This is a genomic window from Vibrio sp. 1078-1 (assembly GCF_033340475.1).
In genome coordinates, this window is the sequence record NZ_JAWOWM010000004.1 from 157558 (window position 1) to 181020 (window position 23463).

Sequence of the window (23463 nt, forward strand, 5' to 3'; positions counted from 1 at the left end):
CCAATTTGATGACCGGATTTTAACACAATTCAAAGTCTGACCGCCCGAGCATATATAACGAGAAGATAATTCACATCAAACTCCAGAGTATTAATCTGACCGAGGAAGGGAAAATTCTCGCCTACCTCACAGACAAGTTGCGCGGAGTTTGCAAGTCTGAAAAGAAAAAGAGGTAGTGGAAACCATGGTGTTGAAAAGTCGAAACAAATTGCTGCTGATAACCCTAATTCCGCTGCTGTTGATCACTACGTTGATCTCAGTGGTGTATTACATCAACAGCAGTAAAAGTTTGGAAGCGGAGTTAGCAAGAGACAGGCAAGAGCTCATCGAAACGAAAAAGAAAGAGTTACAAGCCTATATGATGATGGGCGTGACGGCGATAAGACCGTTATACGACGCGGATGTAAATGGAAGTAATAAAGAGGCAGCAAAAGAAATTCTGAAAGCCATGCGCTTTGAAAGCGATGGTTACTTTTTTGCCTACGACTCTCAAGGTGTGAATACGTTGCACGCCATCAAACCTGCATTAGAGGGTAAAAACCTTTACGACTTAAAAGATGAAAATGGGGTCGCAGTTATTGCGGGCTTGATTGACGCTTCTCAAAAAGGGGATGGGTTCCTCTATTTCTCGTGGCACAAACCGACCATTGACGCACAAGCGCCTAAGTTGGGCTATGCAGAATATCTATCGAAATGGGACTGGGTTTTAGGTACTGGCGTTTATATTGATGACATCGACCAGCAAGTTGCGATGCACAGAGAGTTAAAGACTCAAGAGCTAAAAGAGCATACGTTATCTGCCGTGTTGATTTCCGCTATTGGATTGATCATTACCAGTGTTCTCACCAGTATCGTGGTGTCTAAAGGTATTCAGCCATTACAACATGTCGCGGCTTCATTAAAAGATGTTGCCGCAGGCGGCGGTGACTTAACGGCTCGTTTAAAAGTCGAAAGTCAGGATGAAGTCGGTGAAGTGGCGGCCGCGTTTAATGATTTTATGGATAAGCTGCACCCACTGATGCAGGACATTCATCGCTCTGCGACGACAGTACAGACCGTTTCCCAAAGCCTGAACACTCAGACCAGCCAAGCGAGCGGTCAAATGCAGGATCACTGTTTAGAGACGGACAAAGTCGTGACGGCAGTGACGCAAATGAGCATGACTGCCAAAGAAGTAGCCAGCAATACTAATGCGACCGCGCAGGCAATTGACGATGCCAACAGTCAAGTCACCGCTGCTCAGCATGAGGTCGAGCAAGCAATAGAAGGCATTACCGAACTCGTGACGGAGATAGACAGCACGTCAGATGCAATTTCTGAGTTGAGTTTACAGACTGAAAAAATAACCAAAGTGCTGGATGTGATTGGCGAGATAGCCGAGCAAACGAATTTGTTGGCCCTAAATGCGGCGATTGAAGCGGCTAGAGCCGGTGAGCAAGGTCGAGGGTTTGCCGTCGTTGCGGATGAAGTGCGCTCGTTAGCCAGTCGTACACAAAATAGTACTCATGAAATTGGTGACATGCTTAAGCAGCTACAAAATGGTGTATCAAGAGCGGTCAGTACGATGTCGGTGAGCCAAAAAAGAGGTGTCAAAACGGCGGAAGAATCGGCGCTCATTCAGCAATCTCTTTCTGGTGTTCATAATTCTATCGGTACGATTCGAGATATGGGGATTCAAACCGCGTCTGCCGCCGAAGAACAAAGTGCGGTTGCAGAAGACATCAACCAAAACTTAGTGGCTATTCAACAGATCGTGAACAAAATTAATGAGACGTTGCAGCATGCCGAGTCAATCAGCACGCAGCTATCACAGTCTGGAACGGAAATTCACGGCTTGGTTGGCAACTTTAAACTCTGATGAACTGTTAAGTTGCATGGAAAGCACTGATGGTACGAAGAAAGCGAAAGTCATACTCGACTTTCGCTTTTTGTTTTGTGGAATAGGGACACTTTCCATATAAAGAGACATCAGATGATACTGAAAGCTTTGCCAAATGAGTCCATGCCCAGAGAGAAGCTACTGCAACGAGGGCCGCAAGCTTTGACCGATGCTGAGCTACTGGCCATCTTCTTGCGCACAGGCACCCGCGGAATGAACGTGATTGAGCTTGCAGATTTCCTTATTCAAGACTTTGGTTCGCTAAGACAACTATTTTCAGCATCAGAAGAAGAGTTTTGTCGTCACAAAGGATTGGGGCAAGCCAAGTATGTTCAATTGCAAGCGGTACTAGAAATGACACAACGTTACTTGGCGGAGACGCTAAAGCGTGGTGATGCCTTAACCAGTCCCGACCAAACTAAGTTATATCTGTCTTCTATTTTAAGGGATCGGCAAAGAGAGGCTTTTTATATTCTTTTTCTCGATAACCAGCACCGAGTGATAAAAGATGAAATTTTATTTGAAGGAACGTTGGATGCAGCGTCGGTGTATCCGAGAGAAGTCGTCAAGCGTGCTCTGCATCATAACGCGGCGGCTTTGATTTTGGCGCACAATCATCCTTCAGGCGTCGCTGAGCCGAGCCAAGCTGACAGAAGGATTACAAGGCGTCTCATCGACGCATTAGCATTGGTGGATATTCGTATTTTGGACCATTTCGTCATCGGAGATGGGGAAAGTGTCTCTTTTGCTGAAAGAGGCTGGATATAACTGTGCGTTTTTTAGGTTGTTAGTTGCTAAAAATCTGCTATCATCCACGCCACTAAATTTTTAACTGAATTCAGCTTGGACTGCTAAAAAAATCTGCTGTCTAAAAAAAGATCACGAAAACCTGTAAAAAGGATCTGTTCGGGTCTTGAGCAATGCATATCAAGTTAGTATAATGCGCGACCTTTGATAGCCTTGTATGGATTTTCCATAGCGGTTCTTAACCTCTAACTTCTTTTCGAGAGATAGAGAGGTTCGGCCACCAAGGTTGATATCGAGCTGAAACGATTTTGGAGAAGACATTCATGTCACGAGTATGCCAAGTAACTGGTAAGCGTCCAGTAACGGGTAACAACCGTTCACACGCACGAAATGCTACTAAGCGTCGTTTTCTGCCGAACCTACAAACTCATCGTTTCTGGGTAGAGAGCGAAAAACGTTTTGTTAAACTACGTCTATCTGCTAAAGGTATGCGCATCATCGACAAGAAAGGTATTGATACTGTTCTTGCAGACATGCGTGCACGTGGCGAAAACGTTTAAGAGGAAATAAGCAATGGCAAAGAAAGGCGTTCGTGAGAAAATCCGTCTAGTATCTTCTGCAGGTACAGGCCACTTCTACACAACTGATAAGAACAAGCGTAACATGCCAGGCAAATTTGAGATCAAAAAGTTTGATCCAGTAGTTCGCCAGCACGTTATGTACAAAGAAGCAAAAATCAAATAATTGGTTTCAGTCTCTTTGATGAATTGAAAAACCCAACTTTCGAGTTGGGTTTTTTATTACCTGAATAAAAGTGCTGAAGATAAAGTGTTCAGTACGTCATCGGATTATAAAGTACTGCTGAAGTTATTTTACTGGTCCGACTCTATACTCGAATTTTTGATTGATCGCTCTCTGCCGCTTCGTTACCACTTCCCTACACACTTGCACACCGTTGTTCTAGTCAAGCTCAATACTCTTTGGTAGTTTACTCATAACGATAAGAGAGTAGAGATGGTTATGCGTGTGAGTCCGGCTCGTCGCCGCCGATGGAACAATATTCTTATTCTGGGCATTATCGCGTTTATAGTGATCTTAAATGCGCCGATGTGGATCAAAACTTACCTATTAACAGACCAAGCAGACCCTTACCCAAATGTACTTCGCTCCGACTATACGGTGGAGTCTTTGTACTATAGTGGCTGGGAGTTTGAACTGCATGATGGACGATGGCAATCCAACATCAAAGTTGATGCACCGATCAGTGAACTTGTATCACGCTGGCAATCATTGGAAGGGACCGAGCTCACCTCAGAACAGTACGATCATTTAAAACCTAACCTGACGGTACCTGAAACGGTAGAAGTTTGGTATCAGGATCTCGAAGAGCCGCAGCGGGTGACTTTCTTTCGTTTACCTGATTTTTGGCTATTTAAAACCTGGCAAGACAAATGGGTCGCTATCTCCGTCGATGAAAACTACCTTATGCCAGAGTAGAGCCTTTTTGCGCCTATACCCCTAATAAGCTTCCCTATTTATCGTTTTTCTTTTCGATTATGCTAGCAGCGAGAACTATTAGCCGGTGAATTGGAGAATCTAATGCCTGAGTTGCCAGAAGTTGAAGTCAGCCGTATGGGGATTAGCCCCCACATGGTTGGACAAACGATCCAGTCGTTTACTTTTCGAACGCCTAAATTGCGCTGGGATATTCCTACAGAGCTTAAAAAATTGGAAGGGCAGGTGATCCGTGCGATTAGCCGTCGTGCGAAATACTTACTGATCGAGACAAACACAGGTACAGCCATTGTTCACTTGGGCATGTCTGGGTCTTTACGTGTCCTAGATGCTGACTTTCCGCCAGCAAAGCACGATCATGTGGATCTCAAACTAAGCAGTGGAAAAATACTGCGTTATAACGATCCGCGTCGTTTTGGGGCATGGCTGTGGTGTGCTCCTGGCGAGTCACATGCTGTGCTAGCAAACATGGGGCCTGAGCCTCTAACTGAAGAGTTCAATGCGGAATATGTAGCGGAGAAAGCTAAAAATAAGCGTGTCGCCGTCAAGCAGTTCATCATGGACAACAAAGTCGTGGTTGGTGTTGGGAACATCTACGCGAATGAGTCGTTGTTTAAATCTCGAATTCACCCTTCAAGGCCCGCAGGTAAGTTGACTTCTCAAGAGTGGAGGTTACTTGTTGAAAATATCAAAATGACACTTGAGATTGCCATTACGCAAGGTGGGACTACTCTGAAAGATTTTGCGCAAGCCGATGGAAAACCGGGTTACTTTGCACAAGAGTTATTGGTTTACGGAAAAGCAGGAGAGCCATGCCCAGAGTGCGGCGAACGACTTCAAGAGCTAAAGATTGGCCAACGTAATACCTTCTTTTGTAGTGAGTGTCAGAAGTAAGTCGAGCTATTATCGAGCTTAAGTTGTTGTAATCTTGCGTTCGAGCCTCAATAATTCAATCAGTTTCGAATAACTTAGTAAATTATATGAAAGTCATTTATCCGGGCACTTTTGATCCAGTGACTAATGGTCACCTCAATCTAATTGAACGTACTCACGAAATGTTTGATGAGGTTGTGATTGGCGTAGCCGCAAGCCCATCGAAGAACACTATGTTTTCATTGGAAGAGCGCGTTGCACTGATGCAGGACGTTGTAGCGCATTTACCTGGTGTGACGGTAAAGGGGTTCTCCGGGTTATTAGTGGATTTCGCGAGAAATGAGAAAGCTAAGGTTCTTATTCGTGGTTTACGAACAACGGTAGACTTTGAATACGAGTTTGGACTGACCAACATGTACCGAAAGCTATTACCAGGAATCGAGAGCGTATTTTTAACTCCTGAAGAAGAGTTTGCGTTTTTATCGTCGACTATCGTGAGAGAAGTAGCGATTCATGGCGGAAGTATCGAACAATTCGTTCCCAAGCCAGTAGCCATCGCGATTGGGGAAAAACTCAATGAAAGACAGTAAGTTCCCTTATTATTTCTCAAACGCTCTCTCGATACTTATCCCTCGTTTTGTATATCGAGCACAAGCAAAGCGTTTACTTTCGAATCTAACTGAAGCCGAGAAGCAACTCTGCCTTGAGCGGGTGAACTATTACAACAAGTGTGAAACGCCGTTTTCAGTCGATAGCCGAGAACAAAGTTACGCGACTGTCGATACATTCAAAAAAACGAAAGGTTGGACGTATTTTTTCGATCTTCGCCAAGTTGTACGCTGTTTCCCTTCCAGTTTTGCGTTTAACTACATCAACGGTGATGTTACACACATTCCCAATGTACCGAGCTTTATAAAAAGCCGCCCTATTTTTGGTAACAACCAAAATTCAGTGGTATTGAAACTCAACCAAGTTCGTCATTTTAAATTTGTTGATGATCCTGTTCGCTATCAAGATAAAAAGGACATGGTCGCTTGGCGTGGTGTGGGTTTTCAGCCGCATCGTAAAAAGGTGATTCATGCGTTTTACAACCATCCGCAATGCAACATTGGCCAGACCCGCCCGGTAGAAGGGCTGCCTTGGGAAAAAGGCTTTATGAGCATTGAGGAGCAACTTCAATACAAGTTCTTGTTGTGTATAGAAGGCAATGATGTGGCCACCAACCTTAAGTGGGCTATGTCGTCTAACTCCTTGGTTATTATGTCAAAGCCAAAATATGAGACTTGGTTTATGGAAGGTAAGTTAGAGGCTGGTGTCCACTATGTTGAAGTGAAGGATGACTATTCGGATTTGCCCGAAAAGATGGACTATTATCTAGCGAATGAGCAAGAAGCATTAGCGATCATTGAAAATGCGCACCAGTGGGTTGAGCAGTTCATAGATAAACGTAAAGAGCGTTTGATCTCATTGATGGTTGCCGATAAGTACTTCGCTTTATCTCAGCAACAATAAAAAAGGGGCGAAACGCCCCTTTTTATAATCTTAAGCTTCTAGAAATTGATCAACACCATTCTCACAGCGTTTAAGCTTGTTTTTAATGGTGTTCTCTAAAATCTCGTCATTTTGTCCGAGTGACGCACGAGAGTTTTCTACGTGGTACAAGTGGTAGCCTACACCTGCGAATTTTAGGTAAAGACGTGACTTACCCGCATTCAACATGCGATGAACAAACTCGCTGTCTTCGCGTCCCCATCCAACAAAATCTTGGTTGAAGCCATTCACCTCGATGACATCTTGTCGCCAAAACGCCATGTTGCAACCGCGAGTGGCTTTATCGTTATTGCGCTCGTAAGAGAACCATTTCGATAGCAAAGCGTTGGTGATGCAGTTTTTACGATTGCGAATGCCTTTGCTGAAGATAGAAGGTACTAAGCCGTTTTCCATGATGGCCTTGCTGCAGTTTTCATCCGTTAACACACGTCCACCCTGCACAAACCAATTTGGCTTTGCGACTTGCTTATGTGATTCAATAAACGTTTGAGACAATACCATGTCGCCATCAATCATGATGAGGTAGTCACCTGATGCTTTTGCGATAGCACGGTTGCGGCTCATTGAAAGTTGAAAGCCATTATCTTCGTGCCAGCTATGAATAAGTGGTACGGGAAAGCCGTCACGCAGTTGGTCGATCATTGCTTTGGTATCGTCTCGAGAACCGTCATCTGCAACGATGACTTCATCAGGCAAAACGGTTTGACGTTTCACGCTTTCTAACACCGCTTTTAATGCTTCTTTCCAGTTGTAAGTGGTGATAATTAAAGTCGTTTTCATGATTTTTTTGCCTGTTCACGTAAGTAGAGGTCGATATATTTTACAAAAGTAGAGTGCATGCTTAGCCAAGCTAGAATGAAGCCATGCTTACCATCAAGGAAGCCTCGTTTGAGCACATACATCTTCAAAAAGCTAGCAAGAGCGTGAACGATAGCGGTCGTTAAACCCGCTTTCTTTTTACCTTCACGTTCATCCGTCCAGGCCTTGAGGTAGCCAGTGGTTTTATTGATGTAATGATGAAGGTGCTCGTAAGTGTAGTGATGCAGTCGACCATCCAGTTTTTCAGTTTGATAGTTTTTCTCATCAACTTTTTCATGAACGAGCGAATCATTATATTGCGTATATTCGGTGCGATATAAGCGCACAATCCAGTCTGGAGACCAACCAGAGTGGTAGATGAACTTACCAAACGCTGAGCTTAGTCGGTTAAGCTTGTATAAAACGTTCGGCTTATTGGCTGATACTGCGTGTAAGATACTTTCTTTTAGCTCTGGAGTGACTTGTTCGTCTGCATCAAGCCATAAAACGTAGTCTGCCGTAACGTATTGCTGCGCAAGTTGGCGCTGTTTACCGAATCCTGGCCAATCTAGGTTGGTGTAAAACTTATCTGTGTATTGTCGGGCGATTTCTTCGGTACGATCAGTGCTGCCCGAATCTAGAAGGACAATCTCATCGACCCAATCTTTTACTGTGTCTAGACAAGCTTGTAAGTGCTTCTCTTCATTTTTTACAATTAAGGCAACGGCTAAGGTTGGTTTGGACAAGGTCATTTCCTTCTTAACAAATCAAGACAGTAAGTTTACTGGTATTGAGGATACAAATCTTCTAAGACTTGATCGAACATGCTCATTACTTGAGTGTTAGTAATGCGGTTCATTGCCGTTTCATCTTTAGCGCGAGTTCGCCAGCTTAACTCGTGACTGTTTTTGCCTGTTTCCGCAAAGATCGTTTCTTCATAAACCGAGACAACGTATTTTAGGTAGCGGTAAGGTCCCACTCGCAGCGGATTATGGTGTGCATAGAGCCCGATGATTGGCGTTTTCATGGCATTTGCCATGTGTGCTGGTCCGGTATCGGGGGCGATGACCATTTCAACCTTATCTATTAACGCAAGCATTTGCAGAATTGAACTTTGTCCAACTAAATTTAGACACGGTTCTTCCAAGCGAGATTGAATGGCTTCAGCCAAATCCAGTTCAACTTGAGCTGGGCTACCTGCCAGAATCACGTTCCAGCCTTTAGCTCTGGCGTGATGAATCACATCCACATAACCTTCCGCGTTCCAGTTTTTATAAGCTTTGCTCGCACCAGGCACAATCAGCAGGTTAGGTTTATTACGAGAAATATGAGACTCTGCCCAAGCTTGGTCGTGATCTGAATAAGAAAGTACCCAGTCCAGTTCTGCCTTTGGTACTCCAATTTGATGGGCAAAGGCCATTAAGCCATCTGCGACATGCAGAGATTGCGGGGAAGGCACTTTGACATTGGTAAATAGCATCTGAAAATCTTGGCTTCTATCAGAAGAGAAACCAAGTTTGTATTTTGCTTTAATGCCCAACGTCGCGACACTCGCTCGAATCGCGTACTGCATATGCAATAGCGCATCAAACTCTCTGCCTTTCAGCTGTCGCCAAAGCGATTTGTAGCCATCGAGTCCTGCTTTTTTATCAAAAACAATCACTTCTACGCCATCAATGGCGGCTAATAACTGGGCTTCAAGTTTACCCGTTATCCAAGTAATCTGGGTCGAAGGCCAGTGTTTCTGAATAGCTTGAACGGTGGCGATGGTATTGCAAACGTCTCCAATAGCGGACAAACGCAAGATGCATAATGACGATGGGGCAGAAGTGAACATAATTATTGTCTGATTCGATGAATAGAGGCAGGTAAATTATGCAGACATCCCCAATAAATGTAAAATACACGGCTCGAATATAGCTAAGTACTGATAAGTGTTCTGCAATGTCAAAGACAACACCACATCAATCGCAAGAATCTGGCAAGCCGGGTAACACCGGGCTAAAGCGCATCGTTAAAGCGACGGGTTATTCGATCCAAGGATTAAAAGCGGCTTTTAAGCATGAAGCTGCCATTCGACAAGAGTTGGCTCTTTTGAGTATTGCTGTGATTTTGGCTTGGCTAGTGGATGTCGGCATGGTTGAGCGTATCTTAATGATCGGGGTCGTGGTATTAGTCTTGATTGTAGAGCTTGTAAACTCAGCGATTGAGGCGGTAGTGGATCGTATCGGTATTGAACGGCATGAACTCAGTGGTCGAGCTAAAGATATAGGCTCTGCTGCCGTTATGGTTGCTTTGGCGTTTGCTGCATTTACTTGGTTGTATATATTAGCCAGCCGGTATTTAGGCTAGAGGGTGAGCGTATGACTCAACAGTATAAAAACAACAACCAAGTGATCTGGTTTGATGACGAGATCATTACAGACCCTAGCCAACCGATATTTGATGCGGAATACTGGCAGTCCTCCGACAAGGTGGTTGGCAGTGCGACGGGGCGAGGCACGACATGGTTTATCCAACTAGAGAACATGCAAGCGGCACTACGTCATTACCGTCGTGGCGGTTTGTTTGGGAAGTTAGTTAACGATCATTATTGGTTCTCTGGCTGGGATAACACCCGTTGTGCGCAAGAGTTTCAGCTTTTGTTGGCGCTAATTGAGGCTGGGGTACACGTTCCTCGTCCTATTGCAGCAAGAGCCGTAAAGTCAGGACTCTTCTATCAAGCTGATTTATTAAGTGAGCGAATCCCAAACGCCAGAGATCTGGTTAGTATCTTGCAAGAACAGTCTTTATCGGTAGAAATGTATCAGAAAATAGGGCAAGAAATTGCCAAGATGCATCAGGTTGGCGTTAACCATACCGATTTGAATATCCACAATATCTTGATCGACGACAAAGATAAGGTATGGATTATCGATTTTGATAAGTGTCGTTTTGAAACTTCTGGTGACTGGAAGCATCAAAATCTAAATAGACTTCTGCGTTCATTTAATAAAGAGCGTTTAAAGCGACAGATTATTTGGCAAGAGTCCGATTTTGAACATTTTCAGGACGGTTATGCTTCTCAATCTTAATTGAGTTTTTTATCATTTTATATTGATTGCTCTAAGTAAGCCTTCTTGAGTCTCACGATGCTCGAGTGAGTCTATAAACTACAATAATCATAAAGTATTCATGTGTATCTGATGGCACAAAAATTAACGTAGGTAACATTTGTAATGAAAATATTAGTAACCGGTGGAGCAGGCTTCATTGGGTCAGCTGTTGTCCGACATATCATTCGTGACACCCAAGATACCGTCATCAATTTAGATAAACTGACCTACGCAGGGAATCTAGAATCACTGGTTGATGTCTCAGAGAGTGAACGTTACTACTTTGAGCAAGTAGATATCTGTGACCGAGCTGAACTAGATCGCGTGTTTTCAGAGCATCAACCCGATAGGGTGATGCATTTGGCCGCCGAGTCTCATGTCGATCGCTCTATTGATGGTCCTGCTGCTTTTATTGAGACCAACGTGATGGGCACTTACCATTTGCTTGAAGCGGCCCGTCAATATTGGTCGGGCTTAGATGAAGCGCGCCAATCGGCATTCCGTTTTCATCATATTTCTACGGATGAAGTGTATGGCGATCTAGAGGGAACGGATGATTTGTTCACCGAAACCACCTCATACGCGCCGAGCAGCCCATATTCTGCATCTAAAGCTTCGAGCGATCACCTGGTTCGCGCTTGGCAACGGACTTATGGCTTACCAACACTTATCACTAATTGCTCCAACAACTATGGCCCGTACCACTTCCCAGAGAAGTTGATCCCTCTGATGATTTTAAATGCCCTCGATGGCAAGCCGTTGCCTGTATATGGCGATGGTATGCAGATCCGAGATTGGCTGTTTGTGGAAGACCATGCTCGCGCGCTTTACAAAGTGGTCAACGAAGGTGAAGTCGGTGAAACCTACAACATCGGTGGTCATAACGAAAAAGCTAACATCGAAGTAGTGAAAACCATTTGTGCATTACTTGAAGAGTTACGACCAGACAAACCTGCAGGTGTTGAGTCTTATGAATCTTTGATCACGTATGTGAAAGATCGCCCAGGTCATGATGTGCGTTACGCAATTGATGCCACCAAGATCGCTCAAGAGCTTGGCTGGACGCCAGAAGAAACCTTTGAAAGCGGCATTCGTAAAACCGTGGAATGGTACCTCAATAATCCGCAATGGTGGCAACGCGTGCTTGATGGTTCATACAGTTTAGAGCGATTAGGAGCGGGCGAATAATGAAAGGCATTATTTTAGCAGGTGGCTCGGGCACTCGCCTTTACCCTATTACACGCGGTGTTTCTAAGCAGTTACTGCCGGTTTATGACAAACCAATGATTTACTACCCGTTGTCAGTACTCATGCTTGCGGGCATTCGTGAAATCTTGATCATCACCACGCCAGAAGACCAGGAGGGTTTTCAGCGTCTATTAGGTGATGGCTCAGAGTTTGGCATTGAGTTGCAATACGCGATTCAACCAAGTCCAGATGGCTTAGCTCAAGCCTTCATCATCGGTGAAGAATTCATTGGCGATGACTCAGTATGTTTGGTGTTGGGTGACAACATCTTTTATGGACAAGGGTTCACTCCGAAGTTGCAGCAAGCCGCTGCTTTAACGGAAGGTGCGACGGTCTTTGGCTATAAAGTGAAAGATCCTGAGCGCTTTGGTGTGGTGGAATTTGATGAAGAGATGCGAGCGCTATCGATTGAAGAGAAGCCATTCAAGCCAAAATCCAATTACGCTGTGACCGGACTGTATTTCTACGATAACCGCGTCGTGGACATTGCCAAAACTATTCAACCGTCTCATCGTGGCGAGTTAGAAATTACGAGTATTAACCAAGCTTACTTAGAGCAAGGGAAGTTGACGGTTGACGTGCTAGGGCGCGGCTTTGCGTGGTTAGACACGGGGACACATGGCAGCTTGCTTGAAGCTGCTCACTTTGTCGAAACGATCGAGAAACGACAAGGTTATAAAGTGGCTTGCTTAGAAGAGATTGCTTATCGCCGAGGGTGGTTAACACGAGATCATATTCAAGCTGCAGGAAAAGCCTTATCTAAAAACGATTATGGCCGCTATCTTCTAGAGTTATTGGAAGAATAAATGTCAAATATACCGCTAATATCTTTTCAGAAAATGGGTGATGAGCGAGGTTCACTAATCTCGTTAGAGCAACACAAAAACATTCCGTTTGATATCAAACGTATTTACTACATTTTTGATACACAAAGCGGTTTAGCTAGGGGCTTTCATGCACACTACGACTTAGAGCAAGTCGCTATCTGCATGAAAGGTAGCGTGACTTTCGTTATTGATGATGGCACCACAAAAGAGAAAGTGACGCTTTCCTCTCCCGATGTAGGACTGCATATCAAAGGCTTAAAATGGCGTGAGATGCACGACTTTTCTGAAGATTGTGTGCTAATGGTTGTCGCTAGTGAATTATATGATGAAGCCGATTACATACGCGATTATGCTGAATTTTTGAATGTGGTAAACAAACATGCTGAAAAGTAAGACAATACAACTTCGCCTTGTTCAAGAAGATGATGCAGAGTTTATAACTCAGCTTCGAGGTGATGAAAAATACAATACACACTTGTCCAAATGCGATACGAGTGTTGAAGCACAAAGATTATGGATAAGAGCGTATAAAGAGGACGAGCAACAAAAGAAGCAGTTTTACTTCATTATAGAGAGGCTAGATGGAACCAAATGCGGAACAGTTAGACTTTACGACTTTAAAGGTGTTTCTTTTTGTTGGGGAAGTTGGATCCTGAATCATGAAAAAACACGTTACGCAGCCCTCGAAAGTGCTCTTTTAGTTTATCAATTTGGCTTTGATGTGTTGGGTTTTAAAAAATGCCACTTCGATGTTCGCAAAGATAACCATGCGGTAAATAAATTCCATGAAAAGTTCGGTGCTCGACTCGTTGGCGATACAGACTTGGATTATCTTTATGAAATATACCCGTCAGATATTGAGCCAATGAAATTGAAGTGTGAAAAAATCCTAGGTAGATAATGAACGTTAATTTTTTAGAGCTAAAGCGCTTAAATGCCGAGTACGAAGACGAATTGAAACAAGCCTGTGCACGCGTGATTGAATCTGGCTGGTATATCCTTGGCAAGGAAACGGAACAGTTTGAACAAGCATTTGCTGACTACTGTGGTGTTAAACACTGTATAGGCGTTGCGAATGGCTTAGATGCTTTAACACTGACGTTAAAGGCTTGGCGAGAGCTAGGAAAAATCAACAAAGGTGATGAAGTTATCGTACCGGGTAATACCTATATCGCATCGGTATTGGCGGTCACCGAAGCGGACTTGGTTCCGGTGTTTGTGGAGCCGGATGAGCAGACGCACAATATCAGTCCTGAAGCGATTGAAGCGGCGATTACAGAAAAGACGAAAGTCATTTTGCCGGTGCACCTGTACGGCCAGTTGGCCGATATGCCAGCGATTATGGCGTTGGCAACAAAACACAATCTTCTCGTGTTGGAAGACAGCGCCCAGTCTCATGGTGCGACACTTGATGGTAAGAAGTCTGGAGCATGGGGTGACGCCTCAGGCTTTAGCTTCTATCCGGGTAAAAACCTAGGTGCATTGGGTGATGGTGGCGCTATTACGACCAACGATGAAGAGCTTGCCGAAACCTTGCGTGCCCTTCGAAACTACGGTTCACATGTTAAATACCAGAATCTTTATCAAGGATTGAACAGTCGTTTGGATGAAATTCAGTCGGCGATGTTGTCAGTGAAACTGAACTACCTTCCAGCGCAGACGAAAGCGCGTCAGGAGCTGGCGGCATTTTACTTACGCGAAATCAACAACCCGAATATTATCTTGCCGGAAGTGACAGAGCCTGAGGCACATGTATGGCATTTGTTTGTGGTGCGAACTTCACACCGAGATGCATTGGTTAAGCATTTATCAGAGCATGGTATTCAAACACAAGTACATTACCCGATAGCGCCGCATAAACAGCAGGCTTATAAAGAGTTTGGTCATCTGTCATTAGCGTTGACTGAGCAGTTACAAAATGAGGTGCTGTCATTGCCAATGTCGTCCTACTTGAGTGAAGACGAGAGTCAAGAAGTAGTCGATGCAATCAACTCTTTTAAGGTTGAGTAATGACACAAGAGCATGTGCAAGTATTAGAAGACGTGGTTTATGTCTTCTTTTGTTATAAACAATCTCGTTATCTTGAGAAAACATTGCCAGCGGCATTGAACCAGACCGTGTGGCCAAGCCAATTATTGATCTTGGATGACTGTTCACCTGATGATAGTCATAAAATAATTCTATCGCTTTTAGAGTTTGCGCCTAAAGGATTAAATATTGAATATCGCCACAATAAGCAAAATGTTGGTTTAGTTAGCCAAATCAACTCCTTGCGGGGGCAATACCAAAATAAGCTTATTATTGTACAAGCTGGCGATGATATAGCGATGCCGAGCCGAGTTGAGGAAACTTATGAAGCCTGGTTGAAAAATGGCAAACCAAGCTTAATTATTGGTGGTTACGACAAAATTTCTGAGCAAGGCGATGTTATTGAGTCATTCGAATCGATTAAGCAAAATAAAAAGCCGTACACACTCGAAAATATTATTAATAGAAAGTGTGCAGTAGATGGTTGTTGCGCCGCTTTTACCTCTGATGTACTGAACGAGTTTGCTCCTTACAACAAAGACATCATCAATGAAGATCGCATCAATGTCCTTCGAGCCTTTTTGTTAAATGGTATTCATCATGAAAACAAAAAATGGATCCAATATCGATTGGGTGGCATATCAACGTTCGCAAAAGAAACACGTGAAGAAAGGTATGACAACACAGTAATTAATGCTCAGCGTGAACTGCAAGATCTTAAAATGAACTTGCGAGATGCAGAGAGTAAAAACGCCACTAAAGTTGTGAGTGCGATTAAAAAGCGTATGTGTACCGCTGAGTTTATGGCATCACTTTCACAATCAAAGTCTGCTTTGTACAGCGAAGCGATTTGTTATTTTGTTAAAACGCTGGATTATCGAACGGTTTTAAAAGTTTTGCGTAGGTTAAGATGAATAAAATTAAAAATATAAAGCAATCGATAAGTATGAAGAGGCATTTTTCTTCAACTTTCCGTTCATTCAAAAAGCGAAGCGATAAAAGCACTGATTCACCTAAAGACTTTTATCGTACACATGAGAAATGTACGGTTTTAGGTAATGGACCATCCTTAAAGTCAGATATTAATAGTATTGGTACAGATAGTGATGTGATTGCTGTTAATCATTTCTCAGAGTCTGAGCATTTTACGGCGTTGAAACCTAATAAATATATTTTAATTGATAGCTATTTCTGGGATGAAACCACCCATAGCTCTCTGGTGGAAAAAAGAGATAAATTGTTTAAAGATCTAAATGAACTTGTGTCTTGGGAAATGCAATTGATTATTCCTGACTTTGCTGACAGAGAGTTCATTCAAGGCAATATCAAAAACAGCAACATAGCGATAAAAGTGCTGCGAGCAATTCCTAGTAATGTAACTAATATTAAATATGGCCCAATGGCACTATCTTCTGGTATCGTCGCACCTCCAGCTGTCAATGTGCTTATCTTTGCTGTGTATGTAGCAATTCTATGTGAATATGATTCAGTGGAAATATTTGGAGCGGATATGAGCTTCCATAATGATGTCCATGTTGATCAAGAGAGCAACCAGCTTTATATGGTCTACAAGCATTTCTATGGAAAAGAAGAGAAGTTGCCGCTCCTAGAAAATCCTCAAAAGGTCAAACCTTTTAATATGACGGACTTGATGCGATTAACTTTCTTGACGTTTTATGCACATCAACTGTTAAATAAATGGGCCGATCTCAAAGGGGTAAAAATCGTGAATAGGTCTAGTTTCTCTATGATCGATGCTTATCCTAGACGATGAAATGACAGGTAAATAGACGCTACAATTGTAATGTCTATTTACCGATGATCATTTATTTTTCTGTAACCACATAGATTCAGCGAAAGTAAAGTCCTCTGGCCAATCTATATCAATTGAGCTCTCTGCATCCTGTATGTACATCGAAGGCTTTAGTCCAATTCGATCATTTAGCTTTTTGTAGTTTTCTACACTATTTAAAAAGACTGAGCTATCGATTTCATAAAGAGGTTCAATTGTCTGAGTTCTAGGCCATTTTTCTATATTACGATCGTAGCTAATTGGCTTATCTTTATTCCAAATAAACCCACGTAGTTCTTTGACCGTCATTAATGAATCATAACCTTCCGTGAGTGCTTGATTATACTGTTTGATAATAGCGCTATAACCTGACTCGTCTAAGAATGGTGAGGTTACATGAGTCCAAAGTACGTGACCCGTAGTAATAATCGAAGGAACATATCTAATAAGATCATCAGTGCTTGTTGAACTTGCCCCTAGGTGCTCTGGGCGTTCATCTATTCGTATGCGAGAATCTTTATATGTTGAAGCAAAATCCAGTACAAAGTCATCGTTTGAAGATACGACTATCGAATCTAGGTCAGTTATATTGATTAACTGATCCAGTTTGATTTTTAATAACCCACCTTTTACACCTGCAAAGTCTTTGGTATTTTTGTTTGGGATACGTTCACTGCCTTTCCGGCATGGTAGAAAAACATGGACACTCATGCTTACCAACTCCTTAGAATATTGAAACCTTCACTTTTTGATAAGCTTTCAAGCTCTTCTTTTACATTTGAAAAAGGAAGATAGCCAAGAAAATCAATATTATTCTCTTTGGCTGCGTGAAAGTCTGATAATGCGTCACCGATCATTAGAGCCGCGCCTGAAGACTCCTTTAGGATGGTTGCAACGTTATCTGCTTTCGCGGTAGGTGATCCTAGAATTAACGTAAAATATTGCGCCAGCTCTCTTTTAACAAATACTTCTCGTAATTCGTCTTGAGCAGATCCACTCGCTACATAGAGTTTGGCTGGGCAATCTGTAATTGCTGCAATAAAATTAGGCGTCAGTTGAGCTTCCATGTATAGCTCTTCACACTGCTTTGAGTAGCAGTTTAGTATACGTTCGTACAATGCTTCATCTGCATTTGTGATGAAATGTTCAACAAAGTAACTCACATGATGAAAACGCGATTTGCCAAAATTAGCTTTAAAATAAGTGCAACACTTATCTATTTCGAGCTCTGATACTTGGGCCATGCGTAAAGCATTACGCATGGCATCAATTTTGAGGTTATTTGAGTCTAGGATCACGCCATCGCAGTCAAAAATAACAGTATCATAGCCATTAAATAGCGGGTGCATAAATAGACCCTGCTTTTACTGGATAAGTGGTTGGGGTTAACGCTTGAATTGATGTACTTCCAAACTGCTGACTAACCATGCTAAAGATCTCATTCATTTCCATTTGGCGTCGGTCAGTCACATCATAACCATCAAAACCAACGAGAGATATCTTCTGCGCTTGACCTATAAAAGCGATACATAACGCATATGCAGCGGTATTATCATACGGTAGTGTACAGTAGTTTTTATGGGCGGTGAGAGTATCCTTCTCTATGGTGCTACTGTAATCAATCATAGAAATATTACTAAATTTACTTAGCTCGTCTTCGTCAAAGCGGTTCTTTGGCAAAAATACGGGTTTGGCTACCTCTGAGTAATGGCTGCTTTCTGACAAGTATTTAGAGTTATGAGATACAGCAAAGTAATCGAAAAGCTCAGTGTTAATCTCATGCTTTGTATTGATGCCAATTACGATAGGCTTTCGAGTCTTAATGTATGTCTCGATCGCGACTCTATGTGTTGCAGCATTAGGCGTATTAGTGACCAGTAAAATTTCTTTTCCTGAAAAGATCCCTGATAGGTCTGATTGGCTTTCAGTTGGTTGGCTTATTTTCCCTACAGTAAGCGCTTCTTCTAAGACATCACCATTATAGCTTGTCGTACCTTCTAGCTTTTTTAAATGCTCGATAGCACCAACAATTTCTTCTGTTCCGTAATTAGGATTAGAAAGCATATTCTGAATATAAGTTGGGTGAATATCGTTTTTGGCTCCCAAGTAATATAGAAGGCTTGAGCCCCAACCGTATCTTCTTTGCATTGGCTCAAAATGGCGAATAACTAGTTCATATATTGCTGTTGGCAAGTATTTATCTAGTCCATCAAGTTCAGCGAGCAGGTTTTCGGTCTGGGCGTTCCCAGCGCCTCGTCCCATTCCGGTAACGGTTACATCCAACCATGTAACACCATTCGAACGAGCTGTCATCGTATTAGACATTGCTTGACCCATGTTGTTATGGGTGTGGATGCCAATGTCGCCATCCCAGTTTTGCTTTACAATTTCGGCAATGCGAGTGACTTCTGCACTATCCATATTACCGAGAGAGTCAGCAAAATAGATGACGTCAGGGTTTGCTTTTGCTACCGCCTGTACTTTTTCCGCTATAACCTCGGATGGTTTTCCGCCCGCTTGCATCAGATTTAAACCAACGATATATCCCATTTCTTTGAAAGCTTTAATCATGCTTTCACACTGCTCTGCTTCATTGAAATGTGCCGCGATACGAACGAGATCAACTTTACTTTCTTGTGCTGGTACAAAAAGATCATTGATGGCAGCGACAACAGGTTTACCCGCATCTAGCAAAGTTTTTGCGTCAACCATTACGCCGTATGTCGGACCTTTCGGTAGGTGTAGCGTGTTTAGAAACTCTTCAGTCGTATAAGCAAATGGACCACTGTAAACAGACTTAGGATAGTTACGAAGCCCTAACTCAACATAATCAATTTTAGCTTTTGCAACTGCTGTGAGGTAAGCGTCAACGACTTCTGGTGAAAAGTCCCAGTGGTTATAGTAGCCACCATCGCGAAGAGTACAGTCTAAAATTTTTTGCATAATGGATATTCTTTTTAAGTTAAACAGGTAAAGTGCTTAGTACAGTAAAACATACAAGCTTAATAGTAAAAGTGAGGTATTTATCAAACTAATTATTAAGTTATTACTTATCACTTTGGGGGAGTAAGCTCATTGTTCGGTTTAGAGCGCCTTGATTGGATGAGGCCCATTTATTAGCATGCAAAGCTCGGAGTAAATATTTATCTTGTTGAGAAATGATCTCTGTAGTCCTTAGGGCAAGGGTCGTTGAGTCTGGCACAATTAAGATACCATCCACAGCTAGTAAGTTTTCAACAATCTCCTTAAAGTTGAAATAGCTAGGGCCAGTGATTATGACTTTTTCTAACATGGCAGGCTCTAGCACATTGTGCCCACCAACCTTATCTCCAATTAGGCTTCCACCCATAAAGCAGATGTCCGCTGCGCCTATCAACGTTAGCATCTCACCCATTGTATCGCCGAGATAGACTTGAGTATTTGTCTCTACTGCATGCGTTGAAGTACGACGCACAGTGCTAAAGCCTTGCTGTTGGCAAAGCGTGAATACATCATCAAATCGTTCTGGATGTCGAGGAACCAAAATAAGTAAAGCATTTGGATGAGATTTTAAAACTTGTCTATGCGCATCTAATACCTGCTCGTCTTCGCCTTTGTGGGTGCTAGCTGCAATCCAAATCGGACGATCGTTTCCAAGTTGGGCTCGAAGCTGCTGTCCTTGCTGTTTCACTTGCTCTGATATTTGAATATCGAACTTAATCGAGCCAGTAACGGATAGTTTCTTTTTCTCAACGCCTAAGCGTTCGAAGCGCTCTGCATCTGAATCCGTTTGGCAGAGTACTTGAGTTAGGCATGGATGAAGCTGGTTAAAAAGCCGCTGTATTTTGGCGTAGTTCTGACACGACTTTTCAGATAGGCGCGCATTCACGACAGTTATAGGGATACCCGCTTTGTGAACATTGTGAAGCGTGTTTGGCCACAGCTCAGTCTCAATGATCAACATCTGTTTTGGTTGCACTGCTTTAAGAAAACCTTTGATAGCAAAACCAAAGTCAATTGGCATATAGCGGTGTTCAATTAAATCACCCAACTTAGCAATCTGTTCAGCTCCGGTACTTGTTGTTGTAGTAACTAGAATAGATTGTTCGGGGTTTTGTTCCTTAAGGGCTTTAATTAAAGGTGTTGCTGCTATGCTTTCACCAACAGATACGGCATGTATCCAAATAGGTTTGTCGTTGCTTTTTAGCTTGGGAGTTATGCCAAAGTGCTCTTTCCAGCGAGAGCCAAACTGAGGCTTATTTGGTTTGCTCTTGTACAAACCAAATAAAAGCAGCGGTGACGCTAGGGCGAGTAGTAAGGTATAAACAATACGAACTAACATGAGCTTATCGTAATGGCGTCAAGTTTTTGGATACTATCTAGCACTTGCTTAGGCGAAAGTTCTGTCAAACACTTAAGGTGTTTGTATTGACATTCACGCTGGAAACAAGGGCGACAATCAATATCGGTATGAACAATCTCCACTTTTTCTGCGAGTGGGGGGGTGTACTTCGGTGAAGTTGAGCCATACACGGCAACAACATTACAACCAACCGCAGCTGCCACATGCATTAAGCCTGAGTCATTCGCGACAACAGTCTTACATGCAGCAAGTAAGTCGACCGCTTCAATTAAGCTGGTTTGGCCTGCTAGAACGTGAATATCCTCATGGAATTGCGTCGGAACAAGTGCGCGAATATTGTTACAAGTCTCTAAGTCCTTTTGAGAACCAAACAACCAGATTTGATGCCCAGAACGAGCCATTTGCGTCGCAACTTCAGCGTAGTGTGTTTCGGGCCATTTTTTGGCAGGACCAAACTCTGCTCCTGGGCACAGTCCAATAATTGGTTGGTCTTGCGTTAAGTTGAACTTTTTGAGCGTGGCTTGTTGCTCTGCTTCGTTGATTGCAAGGCGTGGGCGAGGTAAAGTTTCAAGCCCGCCAAGAGAGTTAGAATCCACCATTTCTGCTTTTGGATAAGCTAACGCTACATAGCGCTCTACCATGTACTGAAAAGACTTCATGTTAGGGCGTAAGTCATTCAATAAACCATAGCGCATTTCTCCTTTCCAGCCAGTACGAAGAGGAATGTTGGCAAACCATGGGATCAGTGCTGATTTCGCTGATTTAGGCAAGATATAGGCGTGGTCATATTGCTTTTCACGTAATGATTTACCAATTTCCCTGCGGCCTAATAAGTTAAACTCACCATGACCGATAGGCATTTCAATCGCTTGGTGGATTTCTGGCATACGATCAAGAATCGGTTTACACCATCCTGGAGCGATAACGTCAATTTGGCTATCTGGATGGCGTTGCTTTAATACGATATATAACGATTGCGACATTACCATATCGCCGACCCATGCAGGGCCAATGACTAAAATCTTCATGCTTTGTTTTTCCAGTATAGGAATTTCAAAATTGACTCATAAGTTCTAAAAAGTTCAGCGTATATTTTATTCGCAAGAGTCATTTTGGATTTATCTTTTCTTTTACCACCAATCGTCGAAGCAATCTCTGCTCTAGTAAAGAGATCTGGAGACACGCTGTAAACTTGAACACCATGTCTCCATGGTTTTTCCATGTAGTCATCGACTGGTTCAATAAACTCTTGAGCGTGCATAACAAACTTTGAGGCTGCTTTAGGTGTGACGATATAAGCGGTGGTACCACAAGTGCCTGCTGAGTATCCCCCTAGCATATGATTATCATCAATAGGTACGATTGGGGTGAATACACGCTTCTGAGTGGCAGACAACTTGATGTAGTCATAATTAGAAGTCAATGGAAGGGTATGTTCGAGTACTTGCTTCAGCCCTTCTACGGGGTCGACGTTGTCTTCTAAGATGACGATCGGTTCATCAAGCTCAACACAGCGAACCCACAACTCGTAATGGCTTGCAAAACAGGCGACTTCACTGGTTTTTAATTGATACCCTTTGCGGCGTAGAGTAATGGTAGGACGACTTTTTTCTGAATGAAGAAAACGGTCAACAGAGCCATCTACTGCATCAAAAAATTCAAACGTAATGCCTTGTTGTTTTAACTTTTCTTCAATACGTTCTCGGCGATCTAGCGATCGAGCCAAGCTTACGACAAATACTTTCACTGCACTTTCCAGTCGCTGTTATATCTTGGTTTAAACAAATTGTAATAGTTATTGCCGTCTTCTTGAGAGTGCAGCAACTGTAGTACCCACATATATTGTTCGGGTTTATCACCGACAAAATATTCAATGGCTTCATTACAGGTACGAGCGTCTTGCTCTTCGCCTTTATCCAGCTCAAACTCTGGTAAAATCTCAATATCAAACGTACCATCTTCAGTGTTCATCGACGCAAATAGAGGCAGTACTTTTGAGCGTGATAGTTTCGCAATTTTGCCTAAACCAGGTAGCGTTGCTTTACGTGTTGCAAAAAAATCCACAAACACACTATGCTCTGGGCCGTGATCTTGATCGGGTAGGTAATACCCTACATAGCCATCTCGAATGGATTTCAGGAAAGGCTTAATGCCACCTGAGCGTTCATAAACACGGCCACCGTATTGGACTCTTTGCTTGTGCATTAGCCAGTCAGCAACATCATTCTTTTGTTTCTTCGCCATTGCAGAAACTGGCATTCCCATTGAAGCGAGCAAGATAGCAGGCACATCAATTGCCCAAGAGTGGGGAACCATTAAAATCACATTTTCGTTGTTATCAATGTGCTGTCGTAAAATGTCTAGGCCGCGAATTTGGCAACGGTTCTGAAGCCACTTTGGTGAGCGTAAACTTAGTAACCCGAAGCGAAAAAAGAACATGGCCGCTGTGTAGAGTGTTTTTTCTATCAAAGCTTCACGTTCTTGGAACGACTTTTCTGGAAAACACAGCTCAAAGTTAACCCTCGCTCGGTGAGCTGGCCCCTTGTGGGATTTCGACAGTTTTTTGGCTATGGTTTTCGCCAACCACTTTTGTAAACCCAGTGGCATTAATGATAAAGGTAAAAATAAGATAACACCTAACCACGTGCCCCAGTACTTAGGCGACAGAAAGTGGCGCTTAAACTCAGGGTTATATGCTTTAGGGTCGAAGTCGTTACGCTCAGAAGTCATTAGGGTAGTTACAGCCTATGTTATTTTCAACAGTGCAC

27 protein-coding genes are annotated in these 23463 nt (G+C 43.0%); 17 read left to right on the forward strand and 10 right to left on the reverse strand.

All coding sequences use genetic code 11. The features are described 5' to 3' along the window. The first annotated feature begins 184 nt into the window (after positions 1-184). The 8 genes from R7190_RS10570 (at position 185) to R7190_RS10605 (ending at position 6526) form a co-directional block, all read left to right on the forward strand. A complete protein-coding gene (locus R7190_RS10570; RefSeq protein ID WP_182015996.1) occupies positions 185-1858 on the forward strand; it encodes a methyl-accepting chemotaxis protein in 1674 nt (557 codons plus the stop codon). 114 nt (positions 1859-1972) lie between these two features. Continuing rightward, positions 1973-2647, forward strand: a complete 675-nt coding sequence (radC, locus tag R7190_RS10575; protein ID WP_017820707.1) for a RadC family protein — start codon at positions 1973-1975, stop codon at positions 2645-2647. Between the two features lie 302 nt (positions 2648-2949). Next, a complete protein-coding gene (gene rpmB, locus R7190_RS10580) occupies positions 2950-3186 on the forward strand; it encodes a 50S ribosomal protein L28 (RefSeq protein ID WP_005384783.1) in 237 nt (78 codons plus the stop codon). Positions 3187-3199: 13 nt separating this feature from the next. Beyond that, the gene (gene rpmG / locus R7190_RS10585) at positions 3200-3370 is read left to right on the forward strand and encodes a 50S ribosomal protein L33 (RefSeq protein WP_004410866.1); all 171 of its coding nucleotides are present in this window, start codon (positions 3200-3202) and stop codon (positions 3368-3370) included. 276 nt (positions 3371-3646) lie between these two features. Further along, complete coding sequence (locus R7190_RS10590) at positions 3647-4123, forward strand: hypothetical protein (protein ID WP_031777180.1); 477 nt, start codon at positions 3647-3649, stop codon at positions 4121-4123. Positions 4124-4225: 102 nt separating this feature from the next. Then, a complete protein-coding gene (gene mutM, locus R7190_RS10595; RefSeq protein ID WP_182015995.1) occupies positions 4226-5035 on the forward strand; it encodes a bifunctional DNA-formamidopyrimidine glycosylase/DNA-(apurinic or apyrimidinic site) lyase in 810 nt (269 codons plus the stop codon). A gap of 86 nt (positions 5036-5121) precedes the next feature. Next, the gene (gene coaD / locus R7190_RS10600; RefSeq protein ID WP_017820709.1) at positions 5122-5604 is read left to right on the forward strand and encodes a pantetheine-phosphate adenylyltransferase; all 483 of its coding nucleotides are present in this window, start codon (positions 5122-5124) and stop codon (positions 5602-5604) included. Continuing rightward, positions 5591-6526, forward strand: a complete 936-nt coding sequence (locus R7190_RS10605; protein WP_206946857.1) for a glycosyl transferase family 90 — start codon at positions 5591-5593, stop codon at positions 6524-6526. The genes coaD and R7190_RS10605 overlap by 14 nt, the downstream gene beginning before the upstream one ends. 30 nt (positions 6527-6556) lie before the next feature. Here R7190_RS10605 and R7190_RS10610 read toward each other — a convergent pair whose 3' ends face one another. From R7190_RS10610 to R7190_RS10620, 3 genes are read right to left on the reverse strand one after another with little or no spacing between them, the layout of a single operon-like run. After that, the gene (locus R7190_RS10610; protein ID WP_053808663.1) at positions 6557-7345 is read right to left on the reverse strand and encodes a glycosyltransferase family 2 protein; all 789 of its coding nucleotides are present in this window, start codon (positions 7343-7345) and stop codon (positions 6557-6559) included. Then, the gene (locus R7190_RS10615) at positions 7342-8109 is read right to left on the reverse strand and encodes a glycosyltransferase family 2 protein (RefSeq protein WP_005395793.1); all 768 of its coding nucleotides are present in this window, start codon (positions 8107-8109) and stop codon (positions 7342-7344) included. Before R7190_RS10615 ends, R7190_RS10610 begins: the two co-directional genes overlap by 4 nt. Positions 8110-8144: 35 nt before the next feature. Beyond that, positions 8145-9200, reverse strand: coding sequence for a glycosyltransferase family 9 protein (locus R7190_RS10620; protein ID WP_206946855.1), 1056 nt, complete (start codon positions 9198-9200; stop codon positions 8145-8147). Between the two features lie 107 nt (positions 9201-9307). On the opposite strand from R7190_RS10620, the gene R7190_RS10625 reads away from it, so the two are divergent. The 9 genes from R7190_RS10625 to R7190_RS10665 all read left to right on the forward strand — a co-directional run bounded on the left by R7190_RS10625 (position 9308) and on the right by R7190_RS10665 (position 16335). After that, positions 9308-9715 (forward strand): diacylglycerol kinase, encoded by a 408-nt coding sequence (locus R7190_RS10625; RefSeq protein ID WP_005395798.1) that lies wholly within the window; start codon positions 9308-9310, stop codon positions 9713-9715. Positions 9716-9726: 11 nt separating this feature from the next. Further along, a complete protein-coding gene (locus tag R7190_RS10630; protein ID WP_005379425.1) occupies positions 9727-10437 on the forward strand; it encodes a 3-deoxy-D-manno-octulosonic acid kinase in 711 nt (236 codons plus the stop codon). Between the two features lie 144 nt (positions 10438-10581). After that, on the forward strand, positions 10582-11646 hold the full coding sequence (rfbB, locus tag R7190_RS10635) for a dTDP-glucose 4,6-dehydratase (protein ID WP_054701133.1): 1065 nt from the start codon (positions 10582-10584) through the stop codon (positions 11644-11646). Continuing rightward, the gene (rfbA, locus tag R7190_RS10640) at positions 11646-12512 is read left to right on the forward strand and encodes a glucose-1-phosphate thymidylyltransferase RfbA (RefSeq protein ID WP_025520720.1); all 867 of its coding nucleotides are present in this window, start codon (positions 11646-11648) and stop codon (positions 12510-12512) included. The genes rfbB and rfbA overlap by 1 nt, the downstream gene beginning before the upstream one ends. Continuing rightward, entirely contained in the window at positions 12513-12926 is a 414-nt protein-coding gene (locus tag R7190_RS10645) for a sugar 3,4-ketoisomerase (protein WP_005489486.1), read from the forward strand. After that, positions 12913-13434: a GNAT family N-acetyltransferase gene (locus R7190_RS10650; protein WP_017634982.1), complete on the forward strand. Its 522-nt coding sequence runs from the start codon at positions 12913-12915 to the stop codon at positions 13432-13434. The genes R7190_RS10645 and R7190_RS10650 overlap by 14 nt, the downstream gene beginning before the upstream one ends. After that, a complete protein-coding gene (locus R7190_RS10655) occupies positions 13434-14543 on the forward strand; it encodes a DegT/DnrJ/EryC1/StrS family aminotransferase (protein WP_017634981.1) in 1110 nt (369 codons plus the stop codon). The genes R7190_RS10650 and R7190_RS10655 overlap by 1 nt, the downstream gene beginning before the upstream one ends. After that, positions 14543-15475, forward strand: a complete 933-nt coding sequence (locus R7190_RS10660; protein ID WP_017820715.1) for a glycosyltransferase family 2 protein — start codon at positions 14543-14545, stop codon at positions 15473-15475. The genes R7190_RS10655 and R7190_RS10660 overlap by 1 nt, the downstream gene beginning before the upstream one ends. Further along, the gene (locus R7190_RS10665) at positions 15472-16335 is read left to right on the forward strand and encodes a hypothetical protein (RefSeq protein WP_017820716.1); all 864 of its coding nucleotides are present in this window, start codon (positions 15472-15474) and stop codon (positions 16333-16335) included. Before R7190_RS10660 ends, R7190_RS10665 begins: the two co-directional genes overlap by 4 nt. Before the next feature lie 48 nt (positions 16336-16383). On the opposite strand, the gene R7190_RS10670 is transcribed toward R7190_RS10665, so the two are convergent. From R7190_RS10670 to lpxM, 7 genes are all read right to left on the reverse strand, one after another. Further along, positions 16384-17064 (reverse strand): cytidylyltransferase domain-containing protein, encoded by a 681-nt coding sequence (locus R7190_RS10670; protein WP_017634976.1) that lies wholly within the window; start codon positions 17062-17064, stop codon positions 16384-16386. Between the two features lie 2 nt (positions 17065-17066). Then, the gene (locus R7190_RS10675) at positions 17067-17702 is read right to left on the reverse strand and encodes an HAD family hydrolase (RefSeq protein ID WP_054701124.1); all 636 of its coding nucleotides are present in this window, start codon (positions 17700-17702) and stop codon (positions 17067-17069) included. Continuing rightward, on the reverse strand, positions 17686-19296 hold the full coding sequence (locus R7190_RS10680) for an aldolase catalytic domain-containing protein (protein ID WP_047009436.1): 1611 nt from the start codon (positions 19294-19296) through the stop codon (positions 17686-17688). The genes R7190_RS10675 and R7190_RS10680 overlap by 17 nt, the downstream gene beginning before the upstream one ends. Before the next feature lie 103 nt (positions 19297-19399). Then, a complete protein-coding gene (gene waaA / locus R7190_RS10685; protein WP_206946853.1) occupies positions 19400-20674 on the reverse strand; it encodes a lipid IV(A) 3-deoxy-D-manno-octulosonic acid transferase in 1275 nt (424 codons plus the stop codon). Further along, positions 20668-21723 (reverse strand): lipopolysaccharide heptosyltransferase II, encoded by a 1056-nt coding sequence (gene waaF, locus R7190_RS10690; protein WP_064368919.1) that lies wholly within the window; start codon positions 21721-21723, stop codon positions 20668-20670. The genes waaA and waaF overlap by 7 nt, the downstream gene beginning before the upstream one ends. Then, the gene (locus tag R7190_RS10695) at positions 21720-22442 is read right to left on the reverse strand and encodes a glycosyltransferase family 25 protein (protein ID WP_053807624.1); all 723 of its coding nucleotides are present in this window, start codon (positions 22440-22442) and stop codon (positions 21720-21722) included. Before R7190_RS10695 ends, waaF begins: the two co-directional genes overlap by 4 nt. Next, entirely contained in the window at positions 22439-23425 is a 987-nt protein-coding gene (lpxM, locus tag R7190_RS10700; RefSeq protein WP_206946851.1) for a lauroyl-Kdo(2)-lipid IV(A) myristoyltransferase, read from the reverse strand. Before lpxM ends, R7190_RS10695 begins: the two co-directional genes overlap by 4 nt. Positions 23426-23463 lie beyond the last annotated feature (38 nt).

What these genes read in the sequence shown, in the direction of transcription:
- R7190_RS10650 (WP_017634982.1), top strand. Translation starts at nt 12,913, where the DNA reads ATGCTGAAAAGTAAGACAATACAACTTCGCCTTGTTCAAGAAGATGAT.
- waaA (WP_206946853.1), bottom strand. Translation starts at nt 20,674, where the DNA reads ATGTTAGTTCGTATTGTTTATACCTTACTACTCGCCCTAGCGTCACCG.
- R7190_RS10660 (WP_017820715.1), top strand. Translation starts at nt 14,543, where the DNA reads ATGACACAAGAGCATGTGCAAGTATTAGAAGACGTGGTTTATGTCTTC.
- rfbA (WP_025520720.1), top strand. Translation starts at nt 11,646, where the DNA reads ATGAAAGGCATTATTTTAGCAGGTGGCTCGGGCACTCGCCTTTACCCT.
- radC (WP_017820707.1), top strand. Translation starts at nt 1,973, where the DNA reads ATGATACTGAAAGCTTTGCCAAATGAGTCCATGCCCAGAGAGAAGCTA.
- R7190_RS10645 (WP_005489486.1), top strand. Translation starts at nt 12,513, where the DNA reads ATGTCAAATATACCGCTAATATCTTTTCAGAAAATGGGTGATGAGCGA.
- rfbB (WP_054701133.1), top strand. Translation starts at nt 10,582, where the DNA reads ATGAAAATATTAGTAACCGGTGGAGCAGGCTTCATTGGGTCAGCTGTT.
- lpxM (WP_206946851.1), bottom strand. Translation starts at nt 23,425, where the DNA reads ATGACTTCTGAGCGTAACGACTTCGACCCTAAAGCATATAACCCTGAG.
- R7190_RS10680 (WP_047009436.1), bottom strand. Translation starts at nt 19,296, where the DNA reads ATGCAAAAAATTTTAGACTGTACTCTTCGCGATGGTGGCTACTATAAC.
- R7190_RS10620 (WP_206946855.1), bottom strand. Translation starts at nt 9,200, where the DNA reads ATGTTCACTTCTGCCCCATCGTCATTATGCATCTTGCGTTTGTCCGCT.
- R7190_RS10670 (WP_017634976.1), bottom strand. Translation starts at nt 17,064, where the DNA reads ATGAGTGTCCATGTTTTTCTACCATGCCGGAAAGGCAGTGAACGTATC.
- waaF (WP_064368919.1), bottom strand. Translation starts at nt 21,723, where the DNA reads ATGAAGATTTTAGTCATTGGCCCTGCATGGGTCGGCGATATGGTAATG.
- R7190_RS10610 (WP_053808663.1), bottom strand. Translation starts at nt 7,345, where the DNA reads ATGAAAACGACTTTAATTATCACCACTTACAACTGGAAAGAAGCATTA.
- R7190_RS10605 (WP_206946857.1), top strand. Translation starts at nt 5,591, where the DNA reads ATGAAAGACAGTAAGTTCCCTTATTATTTCTCAAACGCTCTCTCGATA.
- R7190_RS10665 (WP_017820716.1), top strand. Translation starts at nt 15,472, where the DNA reads ATGAATAAAATTAAAAATATAAAGCAATCGATAAGTATGAAGAGGCAT.
- coaD (WP_017820709.1), top strand. Translation starts at nt 5,122, where the DNA reads ATGAAAGTCATTTATCCGGGCACTTTTGATCCAGTGACTAATGGTCAC.
- rpmB (WP_005384783.1), top strand. Translation starts at nt 2,950, where the DNA reads ATGTCACGAGTATGCCAAGTAACTGGTAAGCGTCCAGTAACGGGTAAC.
- mutM (WP_182015995.1), top strand. Translation starts at nt 4,226, where the DNA reads ATGCCTGAGTTGCCAGAAGTTGAAGTCAGCCGTATGGGGATTAGCCCC.
- R7190_RS10655 (WP_017634981.1), top strand. Translation starts at nt 13,434, where the DNA reads ATGAACGTTAATTTTTTAGAGCTAAAGCGCTTAAATGCCGAGTACGAA.
- rpmG (WP_004410866.1), top strand. Translation starts at nt 3,200, where the DNA reads ATGGCAAAGAAAGGCGTTCGTGAGAAAATCCGTCTAGTATCTTCTGCA.
- R7190_RS10675 (WP_054701124.1), bottom strand. Translation starts at nt 17,702, where the DNA reads ATGCACCCGCTATTTAATGGCTATGATACTGTTATTTTTGACTGCGAT.
- R7190_RS10630 (WP_005379425.1), top strand. Translation starts at nt 9,727, where the DNA reads ATGACTCAACAGTATAAAAACAACAACCAAGTGATCTGGTTTGATGAC.
- R7190_RS10570 (WP_182015996.1), top strand. Translation starts at nt 185, where the DNA reads ATGGTGTTGAAAAGTCGAAACAAATTGCTGCTGATAACCCTAATTCCG.
- R7190_RS10590 (WP_031777180.1), top strand. Translation starts at nt 3,647, where the DNA reads ATGCGTGTGAGTCCGGCTCGTCGCCGCCGATGGAACAATATTCTTATT.
- R7190_RS10625 (WP_005395798.1), top strand. Translation starts at nt 9,308, where the DNA reads ATGTCAAAGACAACACCACATCAATCGCAAGAATCTGGCAAGCCGGGT.